This is a genomic window from Neobacillus sp. PS3-12 (genome assembly GCF_030915385.1).
GTDB lineage: Bacteria > Bacillota > Bacilli > Bacillales > Cytobacillaceae > JAEVLT01.
The window spans coordinates 1,141,592-1,163,847 of the sequence record NZ_CP133268.1 but is presented as its reverse complement, the minus strand read 5'-3'; the positions used below and the strand labels follow the sequence as shown (position 1 = coordinate 1,163,847).

Below are 22,256 nucleotides of genomic sequence, written 5' to 3'. Positions count from 1 at the left end.
TTTTTTGCAGGTTCGTCTTTAGATGTTTTTTCATCAAACAATTGGAGATGGGACTTAAAATGTTTTCGACATATGAAGAAGCGCTGGAGTGGATTCATGCGCGCTTAAGATTAGGGATTAAACCTGGTTTAAAACGAATGGAATGGATGATGGCGAGATTAGCAAACCCGCATCGTGACCTTAAATCTGTTCACATCGGTGGGACGAACGGAAAAGGGTCCACTGTCACCTTTCTCCGCTCAATTTTACAAGCGGGTGGCCATACTGTTGGCACTTTTACCTCACCATATATTGAACAGTTTAATGAGCGGATTAGCATCAACGGCAAACCAATCACGGATGAAGAGATTTTGCAAATTGCAAATGTTATTAAACCCCTGGCAGATGAATTAGAGGGAACCGAACTTGAAGGGCCAACTGAATTTGAAGTGATTACAGCGATGGCTTTTTATTATTTTGCCAAAGTCCATCAGGTTGACATTGTTATTTTTGAAGTAGGATTGGGCGGTCGATTTGACTCGACCAACATCATTCTGCCAATCTTGTCGATAATAACGAATATCGGCCTTGACCATGTCAATATTCTCGGGCACACGTATGAAGAAATAGCTTTTGAAAAGGCGGGAATCATTAAGCCGGGAACACCAGTGTTTACTGCGGTAAAACGACCTGATGCTTTAGGGGTCATTGAAAAGCAAGCAGAAAAGATGGAAGCTCCTTTATTTAAAATAAACAAGGATTTTTCGATTGAAAATCATAAGTCGCTTCCCAAAGGGGAACAGTTTACTTTAAGAAATCATGAACGGACTCTTGGAAACCTAGTGATCAACATGATTGGCGAACATCAAACAGAAAATGCATCGCTGGCGATCATGGCCTCATTGTACTTGAATGAGAGAGGTTTGTTTCCACTAAGTAAAGAGGACATTCGGATAGGCTTAACAAAAGCCTACTGGCCGGGACGTTTTGAAATTCTTTCCGAAAATCCTTTGGTCGTCATTGATGGCGCCCATAATGATGAGGGGATTACCGCTCTTGTTCATGAACTAAACCAGCGCTTTGGTGATCGCAAAATTCATATCGTTTTTACGGCCTTAAAAGATAAAAGCCTAGAAAAAATGATTGGCAAATTGGACGAGGTTGCTGATAAAATTACTTTTGTTTCGTTTGATTATCCGCGAGCGGCAGCGGCTGATACCTTATTTGAGATTAGTCATTCGGATAATAAATTTGCTAGTGATGATTGGCAGAAGGCGATTCGTGAGGAATTAAGTAATTTGGAGGATGGCAGTATTCTAGTGGTTACTGGGTCACTTTACTTTATTTCAGAAGTCAAACCAATGGTTCGTACTATTATTTAATTTTAAAACGACTCTTTAACTAAAAAGGAAGCAAAATGATTTGCTTCCTTTTTAGTTATAATCATAATTAATTTCTAGATTATCAATTTGCGAAGAAATGTCTGAGCTGGTATCAGTCGATCCATCGACGAGACAATTTGCTTTATATGCAGCTTCATTCAAAACCTTAGAAAATATTCTCGGTTCGAGGTAGTTTGTAGTACCTTGGACACATACCTTTGAATCAAGTGAAAATGCCCCAATATTGCTTTTATTAAAATTTGCATTCCCCATAATATATATGGAAGTATTCTCAATACCATCCTTAAGCTTATTAAACGATGCATTTCCATTAATATATAAGGTTGAGTTTTGAATCCCCCCCCCATTATAGTTTAAGTTTCCGAAATTTGAAACTCCTCCAATATAAATTGTTGAATTGAGAATACCACCATTTACATTTCCAAAGTCACCATTTCCAGTTGCATAAATATGTACACCTGTAAGATTAGAAGACCCCTCAGTCAAATTTATATTCCCACTGACATAGGCTGTCATATTATCGGTATACATAGGAATTGTATAATCTCCACTATAGTAGCAAGCCGTTTTTGTAATATCCTTTGATGAACAGATATTGTTTAGTTCAGCCGGCTTGGAAGGAATAGCCCCATTCCATTCAGTTGCACCTTGTCCACTCCCAGCACTAATCACACCCGTTCCATTGAACTTCACTAAGGTATCTATTTTTAGAGTTATTGTTGGTATGATTTTTTTTGAAATATTGGCTGGTGCGATCTCTCCATTACTGTTAAATGTGAGTGTAAGTATTGGTGCTATGTCGTTAGTAATAACATCAGGAAAACTCGTATCAGGATTACTAATTTGATAGCTAAAGATACGAGCTGAATCTGCTCGAAAAGACTGTAAAGGCGGCAAAGATGGGATGAATTGATTATTTTTTTCATATTGCCTTATTTTTCCGTAAAAAAAATCTTTTACAGCTTGTTCGTTTGGAAATTGTTGTGGCTGTTGTTTTATTGCCGTATTTACATCTGTTATGGCAGTATTCAATGTCACTGCAGCTTGCTGGATAAACAGCTCTTTATAATGAACGACACCCATTTCAGCAAGGTCAGTCGCTTGCATCTCCTGTTCAGAGTTTTTTATTTGTTTTGTATTTGAGAGCGTAAAAGAGAATATAGTCATACCTAAAATGGCGAAAACGGTGAATATTAACAAGACAGCTATTAAGGCTGCTCCCTTTTGGTTGTTTAATTGCTTCATTTATTCCTCACCTACAATCGGGATAAAATGGTTTCCACTTTATATGTGTTATTGGGATTGTTAACAGAGGTTAAAATTACTTTTACATAAAAATCCTCGGTAGTGGTATTGATAAATTTTCTTGAAGAAATAAGATTGTTACTTTCATCAAACAACTGATAGGAATATTTAGGATTGTTAATGGTAATAGTATTTATGGTTACTCCACTTTCGTTTAAAGTATTTATTTCAATATAATAGCGGTCCTTTGTGGGGTCCTTTTTTACTGAAAGCTGATATGATTTTTCGTTTTGATGCTCTTCTTTTAACGATGTAAGCAAGATGTTTGCTTCCTGCTGGATCATTACTACCGCTTTTGCTTTTGTAGAGTAATTAATACCATTAATAAAGATCCCATAAATGAGAGTCAGTAAAAAACCTAATATCGCTAAAGATGCTAATAATTCAATCAGAGTAAGCCCATCCTGTTTATTCAGCGGCGGCACCATTTGTCTATACTCCTTCTTTCAATTCATAATATGTATATGTTTCGGAAAGCAGCTTGTTTTTTTTATCACTTACAGTTACATAAACTAAATAAAGTTTACGATACGAGCCATTTATTGCTTCTGGTGTTGTGTTAATTTTAATTTTTATATTGTATTTAGGGTCATTGATTTCAAGGTTGTATTGATTGTCAATTACCGGAATGTAGGGAGTCCCATTTTGGGTTGTTCCCGCTGTTAAATGTAAACTCGAAATGGCTGTTGAAGGATCTGATGGTTCTCCTAATAGTTTGTCAATACCGAAAGCAGGCTCTTTGATCTTCGCCTGGTATTCCCTCGCAATATTCATTCCCTGGATACTGTCTGAATTAATTGCATTATAATGAAAGGCATTTGTAAAAAAAGCCATGAATGTAAAAAAAACGACCGTTAAGAGAATAATTGATACCAAAATTTCTATAAGTGTGAGGCCTTTTTCATTAAAAACTAATTTCTTCATTATCTCACCTGCCGTAATAATTGCATTTCTGCTTTGTTTATAGTCATTTATTGCGGTGTTAGGCAGCACTAAAAAAATTTCTGTAATTTTATAAGAATAAAACTTTTTATTTAAATAATGGTAAGTTGTTTAAAACTTTTCACTGGGAATCTTTGATAGTTATATTTTACTATAATCCTTCTTCTTTTTTCTTTATAATAATAAATAATTAATTCTATTAAATATGGATAGAATTGATCCTTATAGATTGGTATAATTACGGAGAATTGGCTTAAAAAAATCTTTTTTTCTAATAATAAGTTTCTTTTTTTAAAGGAAGTGAATTGTATGACTAATCTCCTATTTTTGGTTGGATCGCTGTTGGTAGCTGGGGTTGTCACCTACTTTATCCCTATGGGTATTTCCAAAATGGGGAAGGTGGTTATTGTCTTGGCTGGGTTCATATTTGCTTTAGGGGGATTGGCTGCATCAACTTTCTTTTCTTTCGTCCAAATATTAGGAATTCTAATTGTATTAATTATTACAGGCACATATATTCTTAATAGATATCTTGGAAAATATTTATTTCAAGATATAGATTCACCTTATGAACAAGAACTTATCGATGAAATAGATTCTCTCGACTATTCATCCGACAAAGAAATCGCTTTTGACTATGAAAAACTTGAACCGAGAGAACTGGAAATTTTGCCGGGGACGTTTAATGGTAAACAGGAGCCATTGGAAGAAGCAGTTACTGAACTCATTTACGATAAACAAAATTCGGGGAACACAGAAGGAATAGAGTGTATTGGCTCTAGTCAAACAGAGAAAATATTGGTAGTGACTGACGAATTACCTGAATCGAGCGATGAGGATATCTCTTTTCTCTTTAATCGGGAGATCGAAACAGAAGAACAAACCGAATATGAAGAACATCAACAAGGTTTTAGCCAAAATAGCTACCTGACTGAAATTGAGGAATTGCTCAAGGGATTTGCAGACGACAGTGAGATAACAGGCTCAAAAAGAGAGGCTGATGATGAAATACCTGTCATGACATTTGATAAAGAATCTCTGCAAAAAAAGAATGAAACCGACATTAGTGAGGATCAAATTATAATTGGTATCGAGGAAATCTCTCCTATAACTTTCAACGATAAGGAGGGAAAAGAACATGAATAATGATCAGCGGATGATTAAATTGTTTCTTATCCTTTTCTTATGTACTTTTTTTATTTTCTGCAGTACCTTTTTTGGCAACAAGGCATTGGATACTTTCATTAGTCCTAGTTCAAAAGCTCAGACTGTGCCTTTAAAAAAACAAAAGAATAATGTAGTGCAGCCCAAAATCAATTCTTTAAACAATCAAACCAAAACTGAAGTAACTCTTAATACTGCAACAATCCCGTTGGTGGAAATACCGGTTGAATTACAAACTGTGCTTCTTAATCATCCCAAAGTAGAAATTTCAGCAAATTCCGCTTTTTCATTTGATGACTTTGCTAAGAAACAAAAAGTCGATGGTTTATCTCCAGACAACCTTAGTATCTTGGCCACAGTGATGTACGAAGCGATATTACCTACGAATTTTACAATTGATGAGAGGAATATTGGAGTTGATTTGCCAAAATATGCAAAGTTAGGATTTGAAGCAAAAGTTGATCTTCTTAACCAGAGAGATCTAGTATTCTCAAATCCCAACCAAACCAGCTGTACACTTGAATTTCAGCTCTCTGATAATCTCTTACAGGTAACCCTTAGGGGAGAACCACTCCCGTATGTTTACCAAATCGTCAAGCAAAATGAACAAAAAATCACTCCAAAGGCGATTGTCCAATATAGTCCGTACCTTAAACCAGGCCAAGTCCTTGTAAATCAGATGGGTACCAGTGGACAAACAGTAGATATTTATCGTGATATATATCAAGGCAGCAAGTTAGTCAGCAGCGAATTAATTTCAAATGATTACTATCCCCCCGTTCAAAGGGTGGAGATTCATGCACTTAATGAGTCTGCAACTGGCCAGGGAACTGCTACTCAGACCGCTGTTTCGGATAATTTAGCTAAACAGAACAATGAAACAGCTAATTTTACAGGAAGTTCACAATAAGCAACATCCACAACTGGAAATTAGAGCTAAGAGGGGATAAGTATGAAACAAACACGGAAAAGACTTGGTGATTTGCTCATAGGAGCTGGGTTGCTTTCGGAGGAACAATTGCAAACTACTTTAAAGGAGAAACCTGATGATCAGCGGCTTGGAGATGCACTCTTACAAAAAGGATTTATCACCGAGCAGCAACTAATAGAAGTATTAGAATTTCAATTGGGAATCCCGCATATAAGCCTTTACCGTTATCCATTTGACACGAATCTGTTTAACCTTATTCCAAAGGAAAGAGCAATCCGAAACTTAATTATTCCCTTAAAAAAAGAAAACCGGCTTTATGTAGCGATGTCTGATCCGCTTGATTTTTTTGTGATTGATGATTTACGTTTGTCAACCGGCTTTCAAATCGAAACATCAATCTCCACAAAGGATGATATCATACGGGCTATCAATAAATTTTACAGTGCGGATGAAGGGTTTGAGGAATTTTTCGGGGAATTTACCCAGATTGAACGAAACCAGGATGCTGAGGCTGGAGAGCAAGATTCGCCAATTGCCCGCCTAGTGAACCAAATTATTACCAATGCGGTGACACAAAGAGCCAGTGATATCCATATTGACCCGCAGGAAAACAAAATTGTGGTTCGTTATAGAATTGACGGAGCCTTGAGGACTGATCGGGTACTGCCACGACATATGCAAAGTGTTATTATAGCCAGAGTAAAGATCATGGCTAATATGGACATCACAGAACATCGAATTCCCCAGGACGGCAGGATTAAAGTGAATATAAATTTTCATCCGCTTGATTTGAGGATTTCAACGCTGCCAACGATTTTTGGTGAAAAAATTGTCATGCGGCTGCTTGACATGTCCGCCACGTTAAATGATGTTACGAAACTAGGTTTTAATGCGTTAAATTATAAAAGATTTTCAGAATTAATTACAAAGCCGACTGGAATCGTACTGTTAACAGGACCGACTGGTTCAGGTAAATCATCAACTCTTTATGCAACTCTAAACAAACTTAATAGTGATGAAATGAACATAATAACGATTGAGGATCCGGTCGAATACCAGCTGGAAGGGATCAACCAAATTCAAGTAAACCCAAATGTCGGTATGACGTTTGCAGCCGGTCTCCGTTCCATTCTTCGCCAAGATCCCAACATTATCATGGTCGGTGAAATACGGGATAAAGAAACTGTTGAAATTGCGATCCGCGCTTCGTTAACTGGTCATTTGGTCTTAAGTACTCTGCACACTAATGATTCACTTGGAACGGTTACAAGGCTTCTTGACATGGGAGTGGAGCCATTTTTATTAGCTTCATCATTGAGCGGTATTGTTTCACAGCGGCTTGTTCGCAAAGTATGCCGTGATTGTGCAGAAATCCAAGATCCAACAAAACGAGAAACAGAGATTTTCGCAAAACGTGGTATCAAGATAGAAAAGATTACCCGTGGTAGGGGATGTGCATCATGCAACATGACTGGTTATAAAGGCAGGATAGCACTCCATGAAGTTCTCGTCATTAATGACGATATGCGAAAAATGATTATGAATAATGAATCCCCCCATAAATTAAGGGATTTGGCAGTGAAAAATAAAACAATATTTCTGATTGATGATGGTTTGTTAAAAGTAAAACAAGGATTAACGACCACAGAAGAAATATTGCGAGTTGCCATACTTGAGTAGGAGTGTAATCAAAATGAATGAAAGAATTGATCTTTTGTTGCGGGCCGCTTTTGAGTTGAAGGCGTCAGATGTCCATCTGACCGTTGGTGTTCCTCCAATTATGCGGATTAATGGTGACTTAAAAAGATATGGAAAGGAAGTATTAAGCTCAGAAGATACAGAAGGAATGGCCAAGGCGATTGTTCCCGTACAGATGTGGGATGTCTTTAAGCAAAAAGGAGAACTCGACTTCTCCTACAGCATTGCTGGTGTTTCCCGTTTCCGTGTCAACACATTTCATCAGCGTTCCTGTATTTCGCTGTCATTACGGATCGTTCCGACAAAGATCCCTACTATACAGGAATTGGATTTACCTGAAGTTCTTACAAAGATAATCGAACTGCCTCAGGGGTTAATCCTGGTAACGGGACCCACAGGAAGCGGAAAATCAACCACGCTTGCAGCAATGATTGATTATATGAATAAAACCATGCGCAAACATGTAATTACTCTTGAGGACCCTATTGAATACCTTCACAAACATGGGAACTGTATTATTGATCAACGAGAAGTTGGATTTGATACCTCTAATTTTTCCAATGGCTTGCGGGCTGCTCTCCGTCAGGACCCTGATGTCATTCTCGTCGGTGAGATGCGGGATTTGGAGACGATTCAAACAGCCATTACAGCAGCAGAAACAGGACATTTGGTGTTAGCCACTCTGCATACATCAGGTGCACCGGCAACGATCAACCGCATAATTGATGTTTTCTCACCGGCACAGCAGCAGCAAATCCGGATTCAGCTTGCCTCCGTTTTAGTGGGGATTGTCTCACAACGCCTGTTCCAAACCATTGATCATAAAAGCAGAGTTGCTGCAACTGAAATCATGATTAATAATCCTGCGATTGCAAACTTAATCCGTAACGAAAAGGTACACCAGATCATCAGTGTGATGCAAACTTCCAAGGCCCAAGGAATGCATACACTCGAATCAAGCATTAAAGAATTAATTGATCGGGGATTCATTTCAATAGAAGCTGCCGCTCCTTATATGCAGGAGATTTTAATTTAAGATGGCCAGGTTTAAATATAAAGGCCGTGATAGGCGAGGGAAACGGCAGGGCACTGTTAGTGCAGGTTCCCGTCGTGAGGCTATGATGATGCTGAAGGAAGATGGGATGCGGGTAATTGAAATGTCTGAAGTTTCGGAAAGCATTCTTACAAAAGATATATCGATCGGGAATCCAGTTAAACTTCAACATTTTGTCATTTATTTAAGGCAATTCGCGACCTTGATTAGAGCAGGGATAACGATAGTGGATGCAACACGGATTCTTTCTGAACAGACAGAAAGCAAAAATCTAAAAAAAGCTTTGCTTGGGATTGAACAGGAATTGCGGCAGGGAAATCCATTGTCAGAGGCTGTAGCACGTTATTCGAAGATCTTTTCGCCAATGTTTATTAACATGGTAAAAGCAGGGGAAGCTGGCGGAAATATGGATGAAACGCTTGAACGTCTTGCAGAACATTTCGAAAAACTGCATTTTACCCGGCAGAAAATTATATCAGCCCTTGCTTATCCCTTAACAGTCGGTGTGCTGGCAATTGGAGTCGTTATCTTTTTATTGGTGAACGTGGTTCCAACATTTGTCAACATGTTTTCAAGTATGGGCAGTAAGCTTCCGGCCATAACAACTTTTGTCCTGTCTGCAAGCAGTGTGATGCAAGTATATTGGTGGCTTGTCGTTTTGGGTATGGCTGTAATTTTTGCAGGTTTCCTGTTTATGAGAAGCAACAGAAAACGAAAATATTACCTTGATTATATGACGTTACGGATGCCGATTTTTGGCAAGATGATGCAAAAGGCGGCCATCGCCCGAATGATGCGCACGATGAGCTCCTTATTTGCCAGTTCTGTTCCGATCCTCCAGGCAATGGAGATTATTGAAAAAATTGTCGAGAATGAAGTTATAGCAAAGGTGATCCTTGAAGCGCGTGATTCGCTGGAAAAAGGGAGATCGATGACCGAACCAATGAAACAGCATTGGGTCTTTCCTCCCCTTGTGACGCAAATGATTGCAATTGGGGAAGAAACCGGATCGCTGGATGAAATGCTCGGAAAGGTTGCTGATTTTTATGAGAGTGAAGTAGAAGCTGCAACCGACAGGCTCAAAGCGCTGATTGAACCATTAATGATTGTGTTTCTGGCCTCTCTTGTCGGCGCTATTGTTGCCGCAATTCTGCTGCCAATGTTTGATTTCTTTACGCAATTCCAAAATAGTTATTAGATAATTGACAAACTTGTGAAATCATTATTATTGATTTTTATTATGTTTACTGTCTCCAACAAATATAGATATTCAATGTTCGACAAATAATTTATAATAGATAAATAGATACATAGGTTAATATACCTAAAAAGGAGAAAATGTTATGATACAAAAGTTAAAGAAAAAGCTGAAAGACCAACGAGGAATGACCTTGATTGAATTGCTTGCTGTCGTTGTTATTCTGGGAATTATATCTGCCATTGCCGTCCCTAGTATAATGGGGATTATTGATAATAGTAAAAAGGATGCAGTTGTTGCCAATGCTCAGCAAATGATTAACTCTGCTAAAATGGCTGTTGCTGGAGATGAAACTGTACGACCTACTGCAACTAATACATCAGTTTATATGAATTTGAAGTATCTGGTGGCAAAGGGATATTTAGATCCTGTTACCGACCCTGATTCCAAAGCTGTTTACACTTCTACTGGAACCAATCCGATTGGAACAGCTGATGTTTCTCAACTTCCATCCACAGACTCATATGTTATGGTTACATTAGGAACTGATAATACCTTTGGATATTCAGTGGTTTTACTGGGAAGTAAAAAGTCCATCGGAAAATCTGGACCAATCGCAGAGAAAGATTTAAAAAGAAGTAATGTAACTACTCCTTAAAAATTATGAATACCTTACTTTTTTTATTATTATTTATTTACGGAATAACCTTTGGCTCTTTCTTCAACGTCGTCGGTCTTCGCATACCGTTAAACCAATCGATTGTCAAGCCGAGGTCGGCATGCCCAAGCTGCGGACGTTATTTATCAGCTTTTGATCTAATTCCTGTCTTTTCATATATGTTTTTAAGGGGGAAATGCCGCGTCTGTAAGGCCCGGATTTCTCCTGTTTATCCGGTTATGGAGCTGTTAACAGGCCTATTGTTTGTTTTGGCAGCATATCGAATTGGTTGGATAGGAGAACTGTTTATTGCCTTGACATTGGTTTCCTTGTTGATGATCATTACTGTTTCTGATATATCTTATATGATAATCCCTGATAAAATATTGCTTTTCTTTGCAGGTCTTTTTTTATTGGAACGCATTTTTTGGCCACTTGACCCGTGGTGGGACAGCCTGCTTGGGGCCACGATAGGGTTTTTGCTTTTGCTATTGATAGCGGTTATCAGTAAGGGTGGAATGGGCGGCGGCGATATTAAATTATTTGCCCTCATCGGTTTTGTTTTAGGTACAAAATTATTTTTGCTGGCTTTTTTTCTCTCAACATTATATGGTGCCTTGTTTGGGGTATTTGGGCTTCTTACAAAGTTGATAAAACGAAGGCAGCCCATTCCGTTCGGACCATATATTGTTGCCGGTGCGCTTACAGCCTATTTCTGGGGAGAACAATTAATTGAGCTTTATTTGCGTCTTCTCCAGTAAGTATTTAAGAAAAGGGGTTTAGTTTATGGCTTTCTCCATGCATTTGTCAAGAAAACGAATTGCCAATATTATCATAAACGACCACTCCATCCGTTTTGTTGAATTGAAACAAGCTAATCCCCCCATCGCTCAAAAATGTGAAGAACGTTTTTTGCCTACGGGAATTATAAAAGAGGGTAAAATAAATGATTTCGATTCTTTAAGCAACATCTTGGATGAATGTATTGATGACTGGAAGATAAAGCACCGGTCTGTCCGCTTTATCATCCAGGACTCGCTTGTGATCATCCGTAAAGTTACAATACCTGCTGATATCCGAGACGATGAAATCAAAGGATATCTCTACATGGAGCTGGGGGCAACCATCCATTTGCCATTTGAAGACCCGATTTTTGATATTTTCCAGCTAAATACTTCCGAAACAACAAAAGAAGTTCTATTATTTGCAGCCCCGGAAAAATACGTATTGGATTTTACTGATTTATTTACAAACCTGAAACTTCAACCGATAGCAGCGGATACCTCTCCATTAGCTTTATACAGGCTATATCATCATTTGGATCTGTCACGTGAGCAGGAGATTCTGTTAACGGTCCAATTTGATTTAACGGCAGTCAGCCTTTGTATTTTTGAAGGAACCATTCCGGTTGTGATGCGGCAATTACCTTTTGACTTTGATATTAACAAGTGGGACATTAAGCGGGATAGCATGGGAACTGATATAAAATTTAAAGGTGACACAAATGAATTAGCACTGCAATTGGAAGATGTTTTCAAAGAAATCAATAAGTTTTTCGACTTTTACCGCTATACATTAAATAATGGTAAAAAACAAATATTAAAGATTCTTTTAAATGGTGATCATCCAATGCTAAATTTAGTATTGGATGAATTAATAGACAGGTATGATGTTCCTATAAATATGCTAAATCTTGAAACCGCAAAAAATAAAACAGATAAACTACCCTCAAAATACTATCTTTGTTTAGGACTTGCGTTAAAAGAGGTGTAATTCATGCTTGTAGAAATCAATTTGCTGCCTGAAAAGGAACCGAAAAAAATTGGCTTCATTGTATTTATAGTTAGTCTACTCCTACTCTCTTTGATGGCAGGGGCTTTCTATTTTTATCAGATTCAGAGTATAAACAATCAAATTAAAGGTATTAATGACCAAATTGCCTTAACAAAAAAAATAGTTACTCAATTGGGAAAATCAGAGCAGACTGCAGCACCGACAAGCTCAGTCGATCTATTAAAAACCGCTATTAAAAAAGAAACCGAAAATAGGGTTCCTACCGTTCCGATCATCCAGCATTTAAATTCCTTACTACCTGAGCGTGGCTTCATTTTGTCCTTTTCATTACAGGATTCCGGGTCTCTTACCATTTCGGTTCAATTTGATACAGCAACGGAGAGTGCCAATTTTCTAGAGAACTTAAACCAAGTCGGTTGGATAAAAACGGCAACGTTAACCTCGCTGACCAGCACTCCATTAAAGGATGAAACTTCTTCTACAACTGATTCAACGGTGGGGACAAAAACATTGAGCAATTCAGCTAATCAATATTTGCCTCGATATAGAGGAGAGTTCCAAATTATCTTAAAAATAGAGGAAGCAAAAAAACTGCCTAATGAGCAATCGGTGGATGGAACTGAGATGAAAGGAGCTGTACAGCGATGAAGCTTCTTTTTACTAAAAAGCAAAAATTAACAGTTTTTGCAATTCTATTCATTCTTTTGATCAGCTTTGCCTATATTCAATTTTTTTATTTAAAGTCGTTAAATGAAGATCTTTCTGACAAACGAAAGTTATTAACTTCTGAACAAAAGCAAGTGGAAGTTTTAAGTAAGAAAAAGGATCAAAATGAGGGTGCGAAAGCCGAACAAACAAATTCAACAGAGCTGCAAAAACAGTTGCCTGTTAAACCGTTGCAAGATCAGCTTTTACTAGACTTTCAACAGGCAGAAGCAGTTTCCAACAGCCAAATTGAGTCCATGAATTTTACCGATAGCCAACAAAATCAACAAGCGGCTGATTCTGCCGAAGCCGATATTGCTGCTACTCAAAAGCAATTGGTTTACGGCAATTCGAATAGATCTAATCAAACAAATAATTCTACAACTGGAAGTAGCCAAAATAATTCTGCCACTACTTCCAGCAGTCAACAGCAAAGTTCCACAGCAAACAGCAGTCAGCAGCAAACAGGGACAACGAATACTATCAATCATCAGGTTGGAACCTCTCAGGCCAACGCCGTAGAGAAAATAACTGCGCAGTTAAGCGTTCAATCACCTAGCTATCAGGATTTTGAGAAGTTTGTCAACATCCTTGAGAATTTTAAACGGATTATTGTAGTTGAGAACATTTCTTACACAGGTACTAATGAAATTACATCCGTAACCGATACGGTAAAACCGTTCACCTTTACACTTACGGTTTCAGCTTTATATTATCCCGGATTAACTGATTTAGAAAAACAGCTTCCAAAAGTAGAATATCCGAATCCGGTAAACAAGGAAAATCTATTAAGTCAGTTTGCGAACACCCAAACTCCATAAACACGAAACAGCAAAGAATTTGACGAAATCCTTCGATAACAAGACGACAAAAGTCTTGTTATTTTTTTTTAGGTTTATGATAGGATGAAACAAATTAGCCGTTCGGATAGATGGGAGTGACTTTAGTGTGAACAAGCTGAACAGCGGCAATCCAATTACGATAAAAATTAATGGAGAAAAAAGGCCGTATTTAGAGGAGCCCGCAAAAGAAGATCCGCCAAGCAATGAGAATAGGAACCTTCCAATCGAATACGATTCCAGTACATCGGAGCATGAAGTGATCGAAGAGACGGCTGCAACACAAGAAGCAGAGGAAAGTTTTGATTGGATCCTTCCCCAACAGGAAACCACAAAAACTGAAACTAGTCTTTATCAGGCTGTAAAACCCTCCAAACAACGCAATGGAATCCGATTGCCCGCACTATTAAAGGTTGAAAAAAAGAATGTCAGTGTGATCAAATCTATGGCATTATCAGTCATTTTTGCGATTCTGCTTGGGACAGGCTTTGGGTTTATCATGCTCAAACTGGTTATTACTGATGGCAGCAAACCTGCAGCTGTAGGAACCAAAACTATGCCAGCTTCTAAAAAGGAGATAGCTAATACGAATAGTAAAAGTCAAGGAGCTATTACTTTAAAGCCGTTGACAACATATATGGTTCAAGGCGGAGTTTTTTCGAAAAAGGAAACTGCCAATACTGTCGCACGGCAAGCAGTTGAAAAAGGAATTCCTGCCGAAACGATGGAATGGAACGGTCAATATTATATTTTTCTAGGTGTAGCAGATTCTATTGAACATGCTAGAAGCCTTGGCACGATATATCAACACAAAGGAATGGATGGGGTATTTGCCAAAACGATCACGATTCCTGAAAAGAAATTTGCGAATCTAACAACAGCTGAAAAAAGCGTAGTCGAAAATGCAATGACCCTTGTCCCGCTCTTAGCCACTCTATCAACCAATTCCTTGACGGGAGGCACTATTACAAGCAGTGAACTAAAAACACTTTCAGAACTTCAAACAAAGCTAAATAAAATAGATAATAAAGGAATAAAAAATCAAGATATCAAGGATTTGAATCAAGAAGTGACTGGAGCCTTGAAGCAAATAGCGGGTTATCAGAAGCAAAAAGACCGTAAATTACTCGAAAAAGCGCAGCAGCATCTCTTAACCTTTATGGCAGATTATTATTCTTTATAGTATATTTGTATAGTAATCGTCGAATCGTAAAGAAATATAGAATATTTTCCGGGAAATGAAGCCTGTTTCTTTTTGAACAGGCTTTTTGGCATTTCTAGGTATGGTTCGAATAAATTAGTAAAACTTAGCAAACTTTATAGATATAAATTGTTAGCCATCTAAAAGTTTGGTACGATAAAAATGTATCTCCCTTTGATACAAAAAAGGTAAGGTGATTTTATGCAAACCCTCATTTTAGCCTCATCTTCTCCACGGCGAAAAGCACTCCTGCAATATCTTAATTTATCCTTTGAAGTTTCAAGCAAAAATGTTGATGAAAGCTTTGACCCCGACTTGCAACCATCTGAAGTTGTGATGGAATTAGCACAGCGGAAAGCACAGGCTGTTTTTCAGGAACATCCTGAGGCATTTGTCATTGGTTCTGATACCATTGTTGTCTTTCAGGGACAAATTTTACACAAGCCTATCGATGAAGCTGATGCTTTCAGCAAGTTAAGAATGCTTTCTGGAAACCAACATGAAGTTTACACAGGTGTTTCGATTTTATCGTCACAAGCTACTGCACGTTTTTATGAGAAAACAGAAGTTTTATTTTGGGAGTTAACGGATGGCGAGATCATGTCGTATGTGCAAACTGGTGAACCGCTTGATAAAGCGGGGGCCTATGGCATCCAAGGATATGGCAGTATGTTAGTAAAAAAAATTATTGGTGATTATTATGCGGTTGTTGGCTTACCAGTTTCTAGAACAATCCGTGAGTTAAAAAGGCTTGGATACAAAATGCCATACGAAACATGAAACATGGCATTCCTTAACTCCTTTATAAAAGGGAGGAAAAGAATGTCTACAAAAAATGGGTTAATGATCCGTGATTTTCCAGAGGATGAAAGACCACGAGAGCGTTTTATGAAGAGTGGCCCGCAAAGTCTATCCAATCACGAACTGATTGCGATTCTGCTGCGTACGGGGACAAAGGAGGAGTCCGTTTTACAATTATCCAACCGCCTCCTCACCCAATTTGAAGGATTACGGCAGTTAAAAAGTGCAACATTACAAGAAATGACGGAGATTAAAGGGATTGGCCAGACAAAAGCAATTCAAATCCTTGCTGCTGTGGAATTAGGAAGAAGGGTCAGTAATTTAGCCTTCGATGAACGCTATGTCATTCGTTCGCCGGAAGACGGTGCCAAGTATATGATGAATGATATGCGCTTTCTTGCACAGGAGCATTTTGTCTGTCTGTATTTAAATACGAAAAATCAAGTCATTCACAAACAAACCATCTTTATCGGCAGCCTAAACGCCTCAATCGTGCACCCGCGCGAAGTGTACCGCGAAGCTTTAAAACGCTCCGCAGCTTCCATTATATGCCTGCATAACCACCCGTCCGGAGATCCCACACCGAGCCGTGAAGATATTGAGGTGACGAAGCGGCTGGCGGAGTGCGGAAAAATAATTGGCGTGGATTTGCTCGACCACTTGATCATCGGCGAAAATAAATTTGTCTCATTAAAAGAAAAAGGTTATTTATAACACTATGTTTTTTTTTGACGTTGGGCTATAATATGGGTTATGATTTTTTAGGAGTTTGGAAAAGGGGCGGAGCGCCGCAAAGGTGATTCTTCCTTCCCAGAATAGTGGGAAATACCTACTTGTGGCATTGTATTGGCAAAGTTAACCACTAAGCACGCCGCCTTCTACTACACGATTTTCTAAAAAACCGACAGTTATTGGTAACCGAATACAATAGCCTTAACTTTAATGCATTTCGTATCAGAAAGGGAGATACAAACTATGTTTGGAATTGGTTCAAGAGATCTTGGAATTGACTTGGGTACAGCAAATACCCTTGTTTTTGTGAAAGGGAAAGGAATTGTTCTTCGCGAGCCTTCAGTTGTTGCACTTCAAACAGACACAAAACAAATTGTTGCTGTTGGTAATGACGCAAAGAATATGATCGGACGTACTCCTGGAAATATTGTTGCACTGCGCCCTATGAAAGATGGGGTCATTGCTGATTACGAGACCACAGCTACGATGATGAAATATTACATACGTCAGGCAATGAAAAATAAAGGCATGTTTTCCGGTAAGCCATACGTAATGGTATGTGTTCCATCAGGAATCACAGCCGTTGAGGAACGGGCAGTTATTGATGCTACAAGGGCTGCAGGGGCAAGAGATGCTTATACTATTGAAGAACCATTTGCGGCAGCAATCGGCGCTAATTTACCTGTGTGGGAGCCGACTGGAAGCATGGTAGTTGATATTGGCGGGGGAACTACAGAAGTAGCGATCATTTCCTTGGGCGGAATTGTTACCAGCCAATCGATTCGAATTGCTGGAGATGAAATGGATGAAGCCGTCATTTCCTTTATTCGTAAAAACTACAATTTAATGATTGGTGATCGGACTTCAGAAAACATTAAAATGGAAATTGGCTCTGCCGGTGAACCTGAAGGTATCGATAATATGGAAATTCGCGGACGTGATTTATTGACCGGGTTACCAAAAACCATCGAAATTACGGCAAAAGAAATTTCCTCTGCGCTAAAAGATACGGTGTATGCGATTGTTGATGCAGTCAAAAATACACTTGAAAAAACACCGCCAGAATTAGCCGCTGATATCATGGACCGCGGGATCGTGTTAACAGGCGGGGGTGCCTTACTGCGAAATTTGGACAGGATCATTAGCGAAGAAACAAAAATGCCTGTCATCATTGCGGAGAATCCGCTTGATTGTGTTGCAATCGGCACTGGAAATGCATTAGACCATATTAACTTATTTAAAAATAAAGCGAAGGACTCAAGATAAAAGTCCAAAAATAGAGGTGTTTCATCATGCCACAATTTTTCTTGAATAAACGGTTAATTGTGCTGCTTATCAGCATCATTATTCTCGTGGCATTGATTGGGTTTTCTCTAAGGGAGAGGAGTCAGCCCTCCTGGCCGGAGCAATTTGTTAAAGATACCTCCGGTTGGGTTCAATCCCTGGTATCAAAGCCTACGCAGTATGTTGTAGATCTTTTTGGTAATCTTCAGGATTTACAAAATACATATCAAGAGAACAAACAATTGAAAACACGTGTTGATAAACTAGCAAGCCTAGAAGCTCAAGTGCAAAAGCTTGAAAAAGATAACAAACAACTACGTGATGTATTAGGTGAAAAAAAGACCCTGAGTGATTTTAAACCATTACCAGCGACTGCTATTGGCAGGAATCCTGATCAATGGAATGATATAATTGTAATTGATAAAGGTAAAATCAATGGGATCGAGCAAAACATGGCTGTTATGACGGCTACTGGTTTGGTCGGAAAAATAAAAAGTGTTAACCAATTTAGTTCAACCGTTCAATTATTAAGTGCGTTGGATCCAAAAAATCGGATCTCTGCTTATATTCAAGGTGAAGCCAATGCCTATGGCCTTGTGGAAGGCTATGATGCGGAGAAAAAACAGCTTCTAGTCAAAAGAATTCCTTACGATGCTAAAGTAAAAAAAGGACAAACTGTCATTACTTCCGGCTTAGGCGGGGTATTTCCAGCCGGCTTGTTAATTGGAACTGTTGAAAGTGTCAAAACCGATCAATATGGTTTGAATCAAACGGCATATATAAAGCCTGGTGCGAACTTTTATGATATTGAGGACGTACTTGTCATCAAGCGTAATGCGACACAGCCTGCTGCAAGCGATATGGGAGCACAAAAGGGGGAGAATTTATGAAAAAACTCCTCCTACCTTTATCTCTTGTTCTTTTGTTTTTCATTGAAAGCTTATTGGTTCAGTTTATGCCCGCAAACCTATTTGGCGATAAAGTATGGGTCCCTCGTTTTTTGATCATTACTATTTTCTTTCTTACCATCTATGGAAGTGCCAAACATGGTATTATTTACGGACTAATTTTTGGACTATTGTTCGATATTGTGTTTACAGAAATTCTTGGTATCTATTTGTTTTTATATCCGCTTACTGCCTTTATTGTTTTAAAAATAATGAAGGTTTTACAGGTCAATTTGATCACTACTTCCGTTGTTTCACTTATTGGTGTGGCCTTACTAGAGTCAGCTGTATACGGAATGAATCGAATAATCGGAATAACTACGATCGATTTTATGAGCTTTTTAAACATGCGTCTCATTCCGACTCTTCTTTTAAATGCAATATTTTTAATTATTGCCTCCTACCCTTTGAAACGAAATTTCGAAAAGTTTGCAGACAGATTACGAGCTGACTAATGAATTCTTTTAGAAAAAAGGATTTTGTTGTGCTTTTGTCGAATTATTTTATGAAGTAGTGCGACAAGCACAGTATCTAATAAGCTGCATCTAGCAGTTTATTTTTTCCGCTTTTCTATATTGAGGTGAAAACTCTTCATGAAAAAATGGCAAAATGTTACGATAAAAGGAACCAAGGATGGGCTAACCTTGCACTTAAACGATGACTGTTCCTTTGAAGATTTAAAAAAAGAGTTGGATGAGAAACTATCAGGGACTCTTTTAACAAATGAAGATCGAGCATTAATCCCGGTAAAACTTGAAACGGGTTATCGATATTTAACTGTCGAACAACAGGGTGAATTAAGAGATTTGGTTCGCCAAAAAAATCACCTTGTTGTGGAAGAAATTAATTCGCAAGTGATCACGACAGAAGAAGCTGACAAACAAAGAGAAGAAAATGGCATGGTTACCATAGCAAGAATTGTCCGCTCAGGACAAGTTGTTGAAGTGCCAGGGAATTTGCTCTTGATTGGTGATGTGAATCCTGGCGGAACGATCATAGCAGGAGGCAATATTTTTGTAATGGGAGCTTTAAAAGGCATTGCCCACGCAGGCTGCGATGGAAATGATCAGGCCGTGATTGCCGCATCAAGTATGAAAGCATCGCAATTACGAATCAGTGATTGTTTAAACAGAGCGCCAGACCACACAAACCGCGATGAAAAACACGAGATGGAATGTGCTTATATAGATATAAATCGGAATATTGTAATTGATAGATTACAAGGATTAATGCATCTAAGACCTAATCTAACTAGATTAGAAGGGGGACGTTGAAGTGGGAGAAGCAATAGTCATTACATCTGGTAAAGGCGGCGTTGGAAAAACAACAACTTCTGCTAATATCGGGACAGCATTAGCACTGCAAGGGAAAAAAGTTTGTTTAGTCGATACTGATATCGGGTTGCGGAACCTGGATGTCGTGATGGGACTTGAAAATAGAATTATCTATGATCTTGTGGATGTAGTTGAAGGCAGATGTAAAGTACATCAAGCGTTGGTAAAGGATAAACGATTTGAAGACCTCCTTTATCTGCTGCCTGCTGCCCAAACAACGGATAAGTCCGCTGTTACACCAGAGCAAATGAAGGTTTTAATTGATAATCTAAAACAGGATTATGATTATATCATCATCGATTGCCCTGCAGGAATTGAGCAAGGATACAAAAATGCTGTTGCCGGTGCAGATAAAGCCATCGTGGTGACAACGCCGGAAGTTTCAGCGGTACGCGATGCGGACCGAATTATTGGTTTACTAGAAAAGGAGAAAAGTGTGGAGCCGCCAAAATTGGTGATCAACCGCATTCGCAACCATTTGATGAAAAATGGAGATATGCTTGATGTTGATGAAATCACAGCGCATTTATCGATTGAATTAATCGGGATTGTTGTTGATGATGATGAAGTGATTAAAGCATCTAATCATGGGGAACCCATTGCCTTAAATCCTAACAATAAAGCATCCATCGCCTATCGGAACATTGCCAGGAGGATTCTTGGTGAATCGATTCCGCTTCAGGCCCTTGAGGACAATCAAAAAGGTGTATTCACAAAATTAAAGAAGTTTTTTGGCGTAAAATAGCGCTCTGAAAGCCTGATTACTGTGATCAGGCTTTTTAATCGTATAGGCAATTATTAATTTCCAGCTTATTAAACAAAATTTTAAGTAGAATGCATCAACACTGAGGCTAGGTCGCTTAGGCCGGGGCTTTTTTTGCATATAAAAAAATTTTTTTAGAATATTTCGTGGGTTTTTGTATCGTTTTGTATCGTTTTGTAGGTTTGCTTATACACTTGGTTATGTAATCGATCAAACTAAAAATGAAAACGATACCAAGGGGGATTGAGATGAAAAAGTTAGGATTAGCGGGACAAATTTTTGTTGCACTTATTTTAGGGATTGTGGTGGGAGCTCTTGTTTATGGAAACAAAACAGCCATTTCCTTTATTTCACCAATCGGTGATATTTTCATTCATTTAATTAAAATGATTGTTATGCCGATTGTTATAGCAGCACTTGTTGTTGCAGTGGCAGGAGTAGGGGATATAAAAAAATTAGGAAAGATTGGCGGTAAGACGCTTCTGTATTTTGAAATCATTACAACGATTGCAATAGGAATTGGATTGCTTTCTGCTAATTTATTTCACCCAGGTTCTGGTGTAGATATGAGCCATCTTGCAAAAACAGATATTTCAGCCTACAAACAGACAGCAGCTTCTACACAAAACAAAGGCTTTGCGGAAACAATCGTTCATATATTCCCGCAAAATGTGTTTGCATCAATGGCACAAGGTGACCTGCTGCCGATTATTTTCTTTAGTGTCCTTTTTGGCCTGGGGGTTGCGGCAATCGGGGAGAAGGGAAAGCCAGTGCTTTCTTTCTTTAACGGTGTTTTAGAAGCTATGTTTTGGGTAACAAACCAAGTTATGAAAACTGCTCCATTTGGTGTTTTTGCTCTAATTGCTGTGACGGTTGCTAAGTTTGGAGTGGGCACATTGCTACCACTTGGAAAGCTTGTATTAGCTGTGTATATTACCGTAATATTTTTCACCATTGTTATTTTGGGTATAAATGCAAAGTTAACCGGAACGAATATTTTTACTCTTATTAAAATTTTAAAAGAAGAACTTATCATTTCTTTTACAACAGCGAGTTCTGAGGCAGTTCTCCCGAACATCATGAAAAAAATGGAGGAATTCGGATGTCCGAAGGCTATTGTTTCTTTCGTCATTCCTACAGGATATACATTTAATCTGACGGGATCAGCCATATACCAAGCGCTTGCTTCGTTGTTCGTTGCCCAAATGTATAACGTACACATGTCGCTGATGCAGCAGATTACCTTATTATTCGTGCTCATGATGACTTCTAAAGGAATGGCAGGTGTCCCAGGTGCATCGTTCGTTGTAGTGCTGGCAACACTTGGCTCAATGGGGTTACCGTTAGAAGGTATCGCTTTAATTGCTGGTATTGACCGTATATTGGATATGATTCGTTCCGCCGTGAACGTATTGGGAAACTCATTGGCTGCCATCACTATGGCAAAGTGGGAAGGCGAATTTGATAAAGACAAAGCTCAGCAGTATGTAAGTTCTGAAAAAGAATCAAATGTTGCCTAAAATA

Annotated in this window: 23 protein-coding genes; 20 read left to right on the top strand and 3 right to left on the bottom strand. The window is 38.6% G+C overall.

What is annotated here, in order from left to right:
- Nucleotides 1-59: 59 nt before the first annotated feature.
- Nucleotides 60-1,361 (top strand): bifunctional folylpolyglutamate synthase/dihydrofolate synthase, encoded by a 1,302-nt coding sequence (locus RCG17_RS06080; protein ID WP_308174348.1) that lies wholly within the window; start codon nucleotides 60-62, stop codon nucleotides 1,359-1,361.
- 51 nt (nucleotides 1,362-1,412) lie between these two features.
- On the opposite strand, the gene RCG17_RS06075 is transcribed toward RCG17_RS06080, so the two are convergent.
- The 3 genes from RCG17_RS06075 to RCG17_RS06065 are packed head-to-tail and all read right to left on the bottom strand — an operon-like array spanning nucleotide 1,413 to nucleotide 3,611.
- On the bottom strand, nucleotides 1,413-2,627 hold the full coding sequence (locus RCG17_RS06075) for a hypothetical protein (protein ID WP_308174347.1): 1,215 nt from the start codon (nucleotides 2,625-2,627) through the stop codon (nucleotides 1,413-1,415).
- An 11-nt stretch (nucleotides 2,628-2,638) separates the two neighbouring features.
- Complete coding sequence (locus RCG17_RS06070; protein WP_308174346.1) at nucleotides 2,639-3,115, bottom strand: PulJ/GspJ family protein; 477 nt, start codon at nucleotides 3,113-3,115, stop codon at nucleotides 2,639-2,641.
- 4 nt (nucleotides 3,116-3,119) lie between these two features.
- On the bottom strand, nucleotides 3,120-3,611 hold the full coding sequence (locus RCG17_RS06065; RefSeq protein WP_308174345.1) for a type IV pilus modification PilV family protein: 492 nt from the start codon (nucleotides 3,609-3,611) through the stop codon (nucleotides 3,120-3,122).
- 327 nt (nucleotides 3,612-3,938) lie between these two features.
- Here RCG17_RS06065 and RCG17_RS06060 point away from each other — a divergent pair, with 327 nt between their 5' ends.
- The 19 genes from RCG17_RS06060 (at nucleotide 3,939) to RCG17_RS05970 (ending at nucleotide 22,252) form a co-directional block, all read left to right on the top strand.
- Nucleotides 3,939-4,775 carry a hypothetical protein gene (locus RCG17_RS06060; RefSeq protein WP_308174344.1) on the top strand — a complete coding sequence of 279 codons (837 nt, stop codon included), beginning with the start codon at nucleotides 3,939-3,941 and terminating at the stop codon, nucleotides 4,773-4,775.
- A complete protein-coding gene (locus tag RCG17_RS06055) occupies nucleotides 4,768-5,703 on the top strand; it encodes a G5 domain-containing protein (protein ID WP_308174343.1) in 936 nt (311 codons plus the stop codon). The genes RCG17_RS06060 and RCG17_RS06055 overlap by 8 nt, the downstream gene beginning before the upstream one ends.
- A gap of 42 nt (nucleotides 5,704-5,745) precedes the next feature.
- Nucleotides 5,746-7,404: a GspE/PulE family protein gene (locus tag RCG17_RS06050; RefSeq protein ID WP_308174342.1), complete on the top strand. Its 1,659-nt coding sequence runs from the start codon at nucleotides 5,746-5,748 to the stop codon at nucleotides 7,402-7,404.
- Nucleotides 7,405-7,417: 13 nt separating this feature from the next.
- Nucleotides 7,418-8,458, top strand: a complete 1,041-nt coding sequence (locus RCG17_RS06045) for a type IV pilus twitching motility protein PilT (protein WP_308174341.1) — start codon at nucleotides 7,418-7,420, stop codon at nucleotides 8,456-8,458.
- A 1-nt stretch (nucleotide 8,459) separates the two neighbouring features.
- Complete coding sequence (locus RCG17_RS06040) at nucleotides 8,460-9,674, top strand: type II secretion system F family protein (RefSeq protein WP_308174340.1); 1,215 nt, start codon at nucleotides 8,460-8,462, stop codon at nucleotides 9,672-9,674.
- A 145-nt stretch (nucleotides 9,675-9,819) separates the two neighbouring features.
- Nucleotides 9,820-10,332 (top strand): type II secretion system protein, encoded by a 513-nt coding sequence (locus RCG17_RS06035; RefSeq protein WP_308174339.1) that lies wholly within the window; start codon nucleotides 9,820-9,822, stop codon nucleotides 10,330-10,332.
- Between the two features lie 5 nt (nucleotides 10,333-10,337).
- Nucleotides 10,338-11,093 carry a prepilin peptidase gene (locus RCG17_RS06030; protein ID WP_308174338.1) on the top strand — a complete coding sequence of 252 codons (756 nt, stop codon included), beginning with the start codon at nucleotides 10,338-10,340 and terminating at the stop codon, nucleotides 11,091-11,093.
- Nucleotides 11,094-11,118: 25 nt separating this feature from the next.
- A complete protein-coding gene (pilM, locus tag RCG17_RS06025) occupies nucleotides 11,119-12,105 on the top strand; it encodes a type IV pilus biogenesis protein PilM (protein WP_308174337.1) in 987 nt (328 codons plus the stop codon).
- 3 nt (nucleotides 12,106-12,108) lie between these two features.
- The gene (locus tag RCG17_RS06020) at nucleotides 12,109-12,774 is read left to right on the top strand and encodes a PilN domain-containing protein (protein ID WP_308174336.1); all 666 of its coding nucleotides are present in this window, start codon (nucleotides 12,109-12,111) and stop codon (nucleotides 12,772-12,774) included.
- Nucleotides 12,771-13,652 carry a hypothetical protein gene (locus tag RCG17_RS06015; protein ID WP_308174335.1) on the top strand — a complete coding sequence of 294 codons (882 nt, stop codon included), beginning with the start codon at nucleotides 12,771-12,773 and terminating at the stop codon, nucleotides 13,650-13,652. Before RCG17_RS06020 ends, RCG17_RS06015 begins: the two co-directional genes overlap by 4 nt.
- Nucleotides 13,653-13,779: 127 nt before the next feature.
- Nucleotides 13,780-14,853 carry a hypothetical protein gene (locus tag RCG17_RS06010; protein ID WP_308174334.1) on the top strand — a complete coding sequence of 358 codons (1,074 nt, stop codon included), beginning with the start codon at nucleotides 13,780-13,782 and terminating at the stop codon, nucleotides 14,851-14,853.
- Between the two features lie 219 nt (nucleotides 14,854-15,072).
- Nucleotides 15,073-15,651 carry a Maf family protein gene (locus RCG17_RS06005; RefSeq protein WP_308174333.1) on the top strand — a complete coding sequence of 193 codons (579 nt, stop codon included), beginning with the start codon at nucleotides 15,073-15,075 and terminating at the stop codon, nucleotides 15,649-15,651.
- 42 nt (nucleotides 15,652-15,693) lie between these two features.
- On the top strand, nucleotides 15,694-16,386 hold the full coding sequence (gene radC, locus RCG17_RS06000) for a RadC family protein (RefSeq protein WP_308174332.1): 693 nt from the start codon (nucleotides 15,694-15,696) through the stop codon (nucleotides 16,384-16,386).
- A 261-nt stretch (nucleotides 16,387-16,647) separates the two neighbouring features.
- Nucleotides 16,648-17,670, top strand: coding sequence for a rod shape-determining protein (locus tag RCG17_RS05995; RefSeq protein ID WP_308174331.1), 1,023 nt, complete (start codon nucleotides 16,648-16,650; stop codon nucleotides 17,668-17,670).
- 26 nt (nucleotides 17,671-17,696) lie between these two features.
- Nucleotides 17,697-18,578, top strand: coding sequence for a rod shape-determining protein MreC (mreC, locus tag RCG17_RS05990; RefSeq protein WP_308174330.1), 882 nt, complete (start codon nucleotides 17,697-17,699; stop codon nucleotides 18,576-18,578).
- Entirely contained in the window at nucleotides 18,575-19,090 is a 516-nt protein-coding gene (gene mreD / locus RCG17_RS05985) for a rod shape-determining protein MreD (RefSeq protein WP_308174329.1), read from the top strand. The genes mreC and mreD overlap by 4 nt, the downstream gene beginning before the upstream one ends.
- A 138-nt stretch (nucleotides 19,091-19,228) precedes the next feature.
- Entirely contained in the window at nucleotides 19,229-19,909 is a 681-nt protein-coding gene (gene minC / locus RCG17_RS05980) for a septum site-determining protein MinC (RefSeq protein WP_308174328.1), read from the top strand.
- A gap of 1 nt (nucleotide 19,910) precedes the next feature.
- Entirely contained in the window at nucleotides 19,911-20,714 is an 804-nt protein-coding gene (minD, locus tag RCG17_RS05975) for a septum site-determining protein MinD (RefSeq protein ID WP_308174327.1), read from the top strand.
- Nucleotides 20,715-20,980: 266 nt separating this feature from the next.
- The gene (locus RCG17_RS05970; RefSeq protein WP_308174326.1) at nucleotides 20,981-22,252 is read left to right on the top strand and encodes a cation:dicarboxylate symporter family transporter; all 1,272 of its coding nucleotides are present in this window, start codon (nucleotides 20,981-20,983) and stop codon (nucleotides 22,250-22,252) included.
- Nucleotides 22,253-22,256 lie beyond the last annotated feature (4 nt).

Coding starts and splice junctions, on each gene's coding strand:
- mreD (WP_308174329.1), top strand. CDS start 18,575: ATGAAAAAACTCCTCCTACCTTTATCTCTTGTTCTTTTGTTTTTCATT.
- RCG17_RS06020 (WP_308174336.1), top strand. CDS start 12,109: ATGCTTGTAGAAATCAATTTGCTGCCTGAAAAGGAACCGAAAAAAATT.
- RCG17_RS06040 (WP_308174340.1), top strand. CDS start 8,460: ATGGCCAGGTTTAAATATAAAGGCCGTGATAGGCGAGGGAAACGGCAG.
- RCG17_RS05995 (WP_308174331.1), top strand. CDS start 16,648: ATGTTTGGAATTGGTTCAAGAGATCTTGGAATTGACTTGGGTACAGCA.
- RCG17_RS06065 (WP_308174345.1), bottom strand. CDS start 3,611: ATGAAGAAATTAGTTTTTAATGAAAAAGGCCTCACACTTATAGAAATT.
- RCG17_RS06050 (WP_308174342.1), top strand. CDS start 5,746: ATGAAACAAACACGGAAAAGACTTGGTGATTTGCTCATAGGAGCTGGG.
- RCG17_RS06075 (WP_308174347.1), bottom strand. CDS start 2,627: ATGAAGCAATTAAACAACCAAAAGGGAGCAGCCTTAATAGCTGTCTTG.
- RCG17_RS06080 (WP_308174348.1), top strand. CDS start 60: ATGTTTTCGACATATGAAGAAGCGCTGGAGTGGATTCATGCGCGCTTA.
- minC (WP_308174328.1), top strand. CDS start 19,229: ATGAAAAAATGGCAAAATGTTACGATAAAAGGAACCAAGGATGGGCTA.
- RCG17_RS06035 (WP_308174339.1), top strand. CDS start 9,820: ATGATACAAAAGTTAAAGAAAAAGCTGAAAGACCAACGAGGAATGACC.
- RCG17_RS06070 (WP_308174346.1), bottom strand. CDS start 3,115: ATGGTGCCGCCGCTGAATAAACAGGATGGGCTTACTCTGATTGAATTA.
- RCG17_RS06045 (WP_308174341.1), top strand. CDS start 7,418: ATGAATGAAAGAATTGATCTTTTGTTGCGGGCCGCTTTTGAGTTGAAG.
- RCG17_RS06060 (WP_308174344.1), top strand. CDS start 3,939: ATGACTAATCTCCTATTTTTGGTTGGATCGCTGTTGGTAGCTGGGGTT.
- radC (WP_308174332.1), top strand. CDS start 15,694: ATGTCTACAAAAAATGGGTTAATGATCCGTGATTTTCCAGAGGATGAA.
- mreC (WP_308174330.1), top strand. CDS start 17,697: ATGCCACAATTTTTCTTGAATAAACGGTTAATTGTGCTGCTTATCAGC.
- RCG17_RS06005 (WP_308174333.1), top strand. CDS start 15,073: ATGCAAACCCTCATTTTAGCCTCATCTTCTCCACGGCGAAAAGCACTC.
- RCG17_RS05970 (WP_308174326.1), top strand. CDS start 20,981: ATGAAAAAGTTAGGATTAGCGGGACAAATTTTTGTTGCACTTATTTTA.
- pilM (WP_308174337.1), top strand. CDS start 11,119: ATGGCTTTCTCCATGCATTTGTCAAGAAAACGAATTGCCAATATTATC.
- RCG17_RS06055 (WP_308174343.1), top strand. CDS start 4,768: ATGAATAATGATCAGCGGATGATTAAATTGTTTCTTATCCTTTTCTTA.
- RCG17_RS06015 (WP_308174335.1), top strand. CDS start 12,771: ATGAAGCTTCTTTTTACTAAAAAGCAAAAATTAACAGTTTTTGCAATT.
- RCG17_RS06030 (WP_308174338.1), top strand. CDS start 10,338: ATGAATACCTTACTTTTTTTATTATTATTTATTTACGGAATAACCTTT.